This window comes from Mesorhizobium sp. (assembly GCF_024509055.1).
GTDB lineage: Bacteria > Pseudomonadota > Alphaproteobacteria > Rhizobiales > Rhizobiaceae > Mesorhizobium.
This window is the reverse complement of record NZ_JANINM010000048.1, coordinates 1-6,420: the sequence shown is the minus strand read 5'-3', so window position 1 is coordinate 6,420 and position 6,420 is coordinate 1. Positions and strand designations below refer to the sequence as shown.

General features: G+C 65.2%; 7 protein-coding genes. 6 read left to right on the top strand and 1 reads right to left on the bottom strand.

The features are described from left to right. From Q0L57_RS03090 to Q0L57_RS03080, 3 genes are all read left to right on the top strand, one after another. The coding region (locus tag Q0L57_RS03090; RefSeq protein WP_296737760.1) for a phenylalanine--tRNA ligase subunit beta at window positions 1-1,380 on the top strand (1,380 nt) is incomplete at its 5' end. 42 nt (window positions 1,381-1,422) lie between these two features. Next, window positions 1,423-2,004 (top strand): 2OG-Fe(II) oxygenase, encoded by a 582-nt coding sequence (locus tag Q0L57_RS03085; RefSeq protein WP_296737757.1) that lies wholly within the window; start codon window positions 1,423-1,425, stop codon window positions 2,002-2,004. A 39-nt stretch (window positions 2,005-2,043) separates the two neighbouring features. Further along, window positions 2,044-2,646 (top strand): nucleotidyltransferase family protein, encoded by a 603-nt coding sequence (locus tag Q0L57_RS03080; protein ID WP_296737754.1) that lies wholly within the window; start codon window positions 2,044-2,046, stop codon window positions 2,644-2,646. 232 nt (window positions 2,647-2,878) lie between these two features. On the opposite strand, the gene Q0L57_RS03075 is transcribed toward Q0L57_RS03080, so the two are convergent. Continuing rightward, window positions 2,879-3,874 carry an aldo/keto reductase gene (locus Q0L57_RS03075; RefSeq protein WP_296737751.1) on the bottom strand — a complete coding sequence of 332 codons (996 nt, stop codon included), beginning with the start codon at window positions 3,872-3,874 and terminating at the stop codon, window positions 2,879-2,881. Between the two features lie 96 nt (window positions 3,875-3,970). Between Q0L57_RS03075 and Q0L57_RS03070 the strand changes: the two genes are divergently transcribed. The 3 genes from Q0L57_RS03070 to Q0L57_RS03060 all read left to right on the top strand — a co-directional run bounded on the left by Q0L57_RS03070 (window position 3,971) and on the right by Q0L57_RS03060 (window position 6,128). Further along, window positions 3,971-4,861, top strand: coding sequence for a LysR family transcriptional regulator (locus tag Q0L57_RS03070; RefSeq protein ID WP_296737749.1), 891 nt, complete (start codon window positions 3,971-3,973; stop codon window positions 4,859-4,861). Between the two features lie 51 nt (window positions 4,862-4,912). After that, on the top strand, window positions 4,913-5,482 hold the full coding sequence (locus Q0L57_RS03065) for a cytochrome b (RefSeq protein ID WP_296737763.1): 570 nt from the start codon (window positions 4,913-4,915) through the stop codon (window positions 5,480-5,482). A 70-nt stretch (window positions 5,483-5,552) separates the two neighbouring features. Beyond that, window positions 5,553-6,128 carry a YceI family protein gene (locus tag Q0L57_RS03060; RefSeq protein WP_296737746.1) on the top strand — a complete coding sequence of 192 codons (576 nt, stop codon included), beginning with the start codon at window positions 5,553-5,555 and terminating at the stop codon, window positions 6,126-6,128. Window positions 6,129-6,420 lie beyond the last annotated feature (292 nt).

Here is a 6,420-nt window from a genome sequence, read left to right as displayed (position 1 = left end):
GCGCGGACCGGCCGCACGCTCGGCATCATCACCGATGCGCGCTACCGCTTCGAGCGCGGCGTCGACCCGGAATTCATGGTGCCCGGCGTGGAACTTGCCACCAAGCTGGTGCTCGACTTCTGCGGCGGCACGCCGACCGAGATGGAAGTGGCGGGCTATAACGGCCACAAGGCGAAGGTCGTCTCTTTCCCGCTGTCGGAAGTGAAGCGGCTGACCGGCATCGAGGTGCCCAAGGCGGAAAGCCTCGATATCCTGACGCGCCTCGGCTTTGAGCCGCATGGCACTGGCGACGTCGTCAAGGTGAAGGTGCCTTCCTGGCGGCCGGATGTCGACGGCAAGGCCGACCTCGTCGAGGAAGTGATGCGCATCCACGGCGTCGACAACATCGCGCCGCAGCCGCTGACCTCGCATGACGCCGTCAACGGCAGGATCCTGACCACGCTGCAGGTGCGCACGCGCTCGGCCAAGCGGGCGCTGGCCGTGCGCGGCATGATGGAGGCCGTCACCTGGTCGTTCATCCCGGCAAAGCACGCCGAACTGTTCGGCGGCGGCCAGACCGAGCTGAAGCTCGCCAACCCGATCGCCGCCGACATGTCCGACATGCGGCCGTCGCTGCTGCCGGGACTGCTCAGCGCCGCGCAGCGCAATGCCGATCGCGGCATCGGCGACGTGGCGCTGTTCGAAGTTTCCGGCACCTATGAGGGCGACGCAGCCGACCAGCAGCGGCGCGTGGCCGCCGGCGTGCGGCGCGGCACGGCCAAGCTCGACGGTTCCGGCCGCAGCTGGGCCGGCAATGCCGGCCCGGTCGGCGTCTTCGACGCCAAGGCGGATGCGATCGCGGCACTGGAAGCCTGCGGCGCGCCGGTCGACCGGCTGCAGATCGAGCCAGGCGGCCCGGCCTGGTATCACCCGGGGCGCTCCGGCACCATCAAGCTCGGGCCGAAGACGGTGCTCGGCACGTTCGGCGAGTTCCATCCGAAGACGCTGGAGGCGCTCGACGTCTCCGGGCCGATCTGCGGCTTCGAGGTCTATGTCGACGCGGTGCCGGAGCCGAAGGCCAAGCCGACGCGCACCAAGCCGAAGCTGGAGCTGTCGCCCTTCCAGGCGGTGAAGCGCGATTTCGCCTTCGTCGTCGACCGGACGGTCGAGGCCGGCACACTGGTGCGGGCAGCTTTGGCCGCCGACAAGAAGCTGGTGACCGGCGTTTCGGTGTTCGACGTCTTCGAGGGCGCGTCGTTGGGCGCGGCCAAGAAGTCGATCGCCATCGAAGTGTCGATCCAGCCTGTCGAGAAGACCTTGACCGACGAGGATTTCGAGGCGCTCGCAAGGCGTATCGTCGAGAACGTCAACAAGCAGACGGGCGGCGTGTTGCGCGCCTAAACGCAGCACGCCCCACGGCTTTGCGGGGCACGGAATATGGCCGTGAGCGAAAAACTGTCCATCAACTGGCTGGCCACGCATATCGGCACCATCGACGGATTCCTGAACGACCAGGAATGCGCCGACCTGATCTTGGACAGCGAAAGGCGCGGCTTCGAGGCGGCCCGCGTCAACAGTGGTGGCGACGCGCTGTTGATGAAGGACCTGCGCAACAACGACCGCGTCGTGTTCGACGACGAGGACCTCGCCGACCTATTTTTCGCCCGAGCGAGGCCGTTTCTTTATGCCAGGCTGGGCGAGTGGCGGCTCAAGGGTTTCAACGAGCGCTTCCGCTTCTACCGCTATGGGCCCGGCCAGAAATTCGACTGGCACAATGACGGCTATTTCGAGCGCGGCATCGATGAACGCAGCCAGTTCACCTTCATGATCTACCTGTCGGACGGTTTCGGGGGCGGCGGCACGTCGTTTCGCGGGACGCTGCCGGGCTATGATGGCGCCAGCCTGGCCGTGAAGCCCCGCAAAGGCATGGCGTTGGCCTTCTATCATCCCATCGAGCATCGCGGCGATGAGGTGCTGTCGGGTCGCAAGTATGTCATCCGCACCGATGTGATGTACAAACGTTGAGCCATTGCGCAGCGATGGCGAATCGCCCTCCAAAGGGCGATGGACCACCTCCGCTATTCAGGCCTTTCCTTCGAAGACCAGCGTGCGGCGTTTCTCGCCATCGTGACCGGCGACCCGGTGCTTGGGCAGACCCTGGAGCGCGTGCGCGAGCTTGCCCTCCCGGACTGGCTGGTGGTGTCCGGCGCTCTATACAACAGCGTCTGGAACCACCTGACCGGCAAGCCGCCGGGCTACGGCATCAAGGATGTCGACCTGTTCTATTTCGACGATACCGACCTCTCCTACGAGGCCGAGGACACGGTGATCCGCCGGGCGGCCGAGCATTTCGAGGGTCTTCCGTTGCCGGTCGAGGTGCGCAACCAGGCACGGGTGCATCTGTGGTACCCGGTCAAGTTCGGGCGGGAATGTCCGCAGTATCGGAATTCGAGCGAGTCCGTCAGCTATTTTGCCTCGAAGACGCATGCGGTCGGGGTGCGGTACAGCCGCGACGGGCAGCTGGACTTGGTGGCGCCGTTCGGGCTCGACGATGTCTTTTCGTTCCGCATCACGCCGAACAGGGCGCTGGACAACCAGCGGACGCATGAGGCGAAAGGCGCTCGCGCCAGGGAGTGTTGGGCGGAGATTAGTGTGGTGCCTTGGTGAGTAGGAGATGCCGGCGCAAGGCACCCCTCTGCCCTGCCGGGCATCTCCCCCTCAAGGGGGGAGATTGGCAGCTTGGGCGCCGGCGCCCTTCCTGCAAGGTTGATAATAGGCGAAAGCGTCGATGACATCTAATCTCCCCCCTTGAGGGGGAGATGTCCGGCAGGACAGAGGGGGGTGCCTCGCACCGACTTCTCGCAACAAAAGGGGCGCCGATGCGCCCCGCTATTTTCACTCACCCATTCACCAGCGCCAGCAGCTCCTCCGTGTAGCGCTTGCCGACCACCTTGTCGGGCGACAGCGCATCGCCGATCGCAGCCACTTCGGCCACGCTCAGCTCGATCCCGGCGGCCGCCGTGTTCTGCTCCAGATGCCCTATTTTCCGTGCACCCGGGATCGGCACGATGAAATCGTCCTGGTGCAGCACCCAGGCGAGCGCCAGCTGCGCCGGTGTCGCGCCCTTTTCCGCCGCCATCTTCTCCAGCACCGCAATGACGGCGTTGTTAGCTGCCATGGCGTCCGACTGGAAGCGCGGCTGAGTGAGGCGCCAGTCGCCGGCGCCGAGCGCATCGGGCTTGCCGAGCGTGCCGGTGAGCAGGCCGCGGCCGAGCGGGCTGTAGGGGACAAAACCAACACCGAGTTCGCGGCAGACCGCGAGGACCTCGTCCTCCGGATCGCGGCTCCACAGCGAATATTCGCTCTGCACGGCGGCGATCGGATGCACGGCATGCGCCCGGCGCAGCGTGGCGCCGCTTACCTCCGACAGGCCCAGCGCCCGCACCTTGCCTTCGCGCACCAGCTCCGCCATGGCGCCGACCGTGTCCTCGATCGGCACGTTCGGGTCGACGCGGTGCTGGTAATAGAGGTCGATCACGTCGGTGTTGAGCCGCTTCAGCGATGCTTCCGCCACCGCCTTGACGTGCTCGGGACGGCTATCGAGGCCGATCATGCGGTCGGCGCCCGAGCCGTGCTCGGAAATCTTGAAGCCGAACTTGGTGGCAATCGTCACCTTGTCGCGCACCGGCTTCAGCGCCTTGCCGAGCAGGATTTCGTTCTCGAAGGGGCCATAGACTTCGGCGGTATCGAAGAAGGTCACCCCGATCTCGACTGCGCGGCGCAGCGTGGCGATGGCTTCCGCCTCCGGCTGGCCGCCATAGACAAAACTCATGCCCATGCAGCCGAGACCGACGGGGAAGACTTCGAGTTCAGTTCCAAGCTTGCGGGTTTTCATCACGCATCTCCTTGTTGCGATGCGTGGGAAATAAGGCCTTGCACTCCGTTCGATAATTGGTTTTCCTTTGTACGGCTTGCTCTATAAAATGGAACAATGAACCGCACCAACCTCTCCCAGCTCGCCGTGCTTGCCACCGTCGCCCAATGCGCCAGCTTCCGCGGCGCCGCCCGCGAACTCGGCATCGCGCCGTCGGCGGTCAGTCACGCAGTCTCCAGCCTGGAGGCGCGGCTCGGCGTGCGGCTGCTGGCGCGCAGCACGCGCAGTGTCGCGCCGACCGAGGAAGGCGCACAGCTGCTCGAACGGCTGCGGCCGGCGCTGTCCGAGATCGACCTGGCGCTGGAGACGGCCGTCGAGGCCCGCGACCGACCGGCCGGCAATCTGCGGCTGACCGTGCCGCGCACGGCTGCGCATCTGACGCTGACGCCGCGCCTCGGCGCCTTTGCAGCCGCCTATCCCGACATCGTGCTGGAGATCGTCATCGAGGACCGATTCACCGACGTGGTCGAAGGCGGTTTCGACGCCGGCGTGCGGCTCGGCGAAAGCCTGCAGCGCGACATGATCGCGGTGCGCATCGGCCCCGATCTTCGCGGCGCGGTGGTCGCCGCGCCATCCTATTTTGCCGCCATGCCGAAGCCGCGCCACCCGCGCGAGCTCGCCGAGCACCGTTGCCTCCGCTTCCGCTTCTCCAGCGGCATCCTTTATCGCTGGGAGTTCGAGAAGGACGGCGAGGAGATCGAAATTGCCGCGCAGGGACCGCTGATCCTCGACGAGGACCATCTGATCGCCCAAGCGGCAATCGACGGCGCGGGGCTCGCCTTCGTGTTCGAGCCTTATGTGCGCGCGCCGCTCGCCGACGGAAGGCTGATCCGGGTGCTGGAGGACTGGTGCCCATCTTTCGAGGGCTTCTTCGTCTACTATCCCAGCCGCCGGCAGATGCGACCTGCGCTCAGGGCCTTCGTGGATTTCTTCAAGACGGGCGGGTAGCGGCTTGTGGGCAGGGTGGAAGAAAACCGTCGCGACCAGCGTTTTTCGGCCATGCAGTCCATCACCAACACCGCCACCCGTTATGGCTGGCCAACGATTATCCTCCACTGGCTGATCGGCATCGTCTTCATCGGCCAGTTCGTGCTCGGCTTCGCCATGGTGCGGATCGCAAGCCAGCGGACCTCCTTCGAGCTCATCCAGTTGCACAAATCCTTCGGCTTCCTGCTGCTCGGGCTGATCATCCTGCGCATCGCCTGGCGGCTCGGAAATGCGGCGCCATCGCTGCCGGCTTCAGTCGGAACGTTGGAGCGCCGCACGGCACCGCTGGCGCATTTCGCACTCTATGCCTTCCAGATCGCCCTCCCGCTCTCCGGTTGGGCGCTGGTGTCGGTGTCGACGCTGGAAATCCCGACGATGCCGTTCGATCTTTTCGTGATGCCGAACCTGCCGCTGGCCGAATCCGACGCAGCCGAAAGCTTCTGGTCGGCGGCGCACTGGTATCTCGCCTATGCCGGCATCGCGCTGGTGGCGCTGCATGTGGCGGCCGCGCTTCGCCATCATTTCCTGCTGCGCGACAGCGTGCTGACACGCATGATCACGCCTTCGTCAGGCGGGGAATAGAGCGGCGGAGTCGTGCGTTTGTGGGGTGAGGCCGCTGAAGGCGTTGCCTCCAAGAAAGAGGAACACTCCCATGTATGCGCGCATCCTCGGATCGGCGGCCCTGGCCGCTTGCCTTGTCGTGCCGGCAATAGCCGCAGTGGCGCTCAGCGACGCGGCCGGCAGCTACACGATCAGCCCGGCGGGCTCATCGATCCGCTTCACCATCGGCAAGGCCGGCGGCGGCGGCTTCGACGGCGCCTTCGCCCGCTTCAAGGGCACGATCCGCATCGACAATGGCGATGTCGGACGCTCGAAGGTCGATCTCACCATCTATCCGGAAAGCGTCGGCACCGGACAGGGCCGCATCGACGCCTTCCTGCGTTCCGACGCAGTGTTCGACAGCGCCAACAATCCGGAAATCCAGTTCCGCTCGACCAGCGTGACCCGCACAAGTGACACGACGGCCCTCGTCACCGGCCAGCTGACGGCGCGCGGCAGGACGTTTCCGGAAAAATTCACAGCCGAGCTGGACGGGCTGAAATCCGGCACGATCAAGTTCCACGTCACCGGCAAGGTGCTCAGGTCCCGCTACGGCATGGATGTCGGCACGCCGCTCTACTCCAACATCGTCGACTTCAACATGACGCTGACGGGCAGAAGGGGGTAGTTCTAGTCGCACATCCTCGGGTTCGTCATCCTAGGGCGGAGCAAGGAGCGAAGCGACGCGCGCAGACCCTGGGATCCATGCCGTGACGCTAAGGCGTTGCAACAATTACAGAATTCTGCACCGCTCCACCCTGCGGCCAGGGTCACGGCATGGATCCTCGGGTCAAGCCCGAGCATGACGAAGGTTGCTTGCGACCCGCGTCTCGCATTGGCTTTTCTCCAGAATTGGGGCACATCTCCTTCGATGTAACCGACATGGAGAAGCGCAATGTTCCGATGGGGTGTTCTGTCGA

Excerpts from the sequence above, each read along its gene's own strand:
- Q0L57_RS03080 (WP_296737754.1), top strand. The coding sequence starts at position 2,044 with ATGGACCACCTCCGCTATTCAGGCCTTTCCTTCGAAGACCAGCGTGCG.
- Q0L57_RS03075 (WP_296737751.1), bottom strand. The coding sequence starts at position 3,874 with ATGAAAACCCGCAAGCTTGGAACTGAACTCGAAGTCTTCCCCGTCGGT.
- Q0L57_RS03070 (WP_296737749.1), top strand. The coding sequence starts at position 3,971 with ATGAACCGCACCAACCTCTCCCAGCTCGCCGTGCTTGCCACCGTCGCC.
- Q0L57_RS03065 (WP_296737763.1), top strand. The coding sequence starts at position 4,913 with ATGCAGTCCATCACCAACACCGCCACCCGTTATGGCTGGCCAACGATT.
- Q0L57_RS03060 (WP_296737746.1), top strand. The coding sequence starts at position 5,553 with ATGTATGCGCGCATCCTCGGATCGGCGGCCCTGGCCGCTTGCCTTGTC.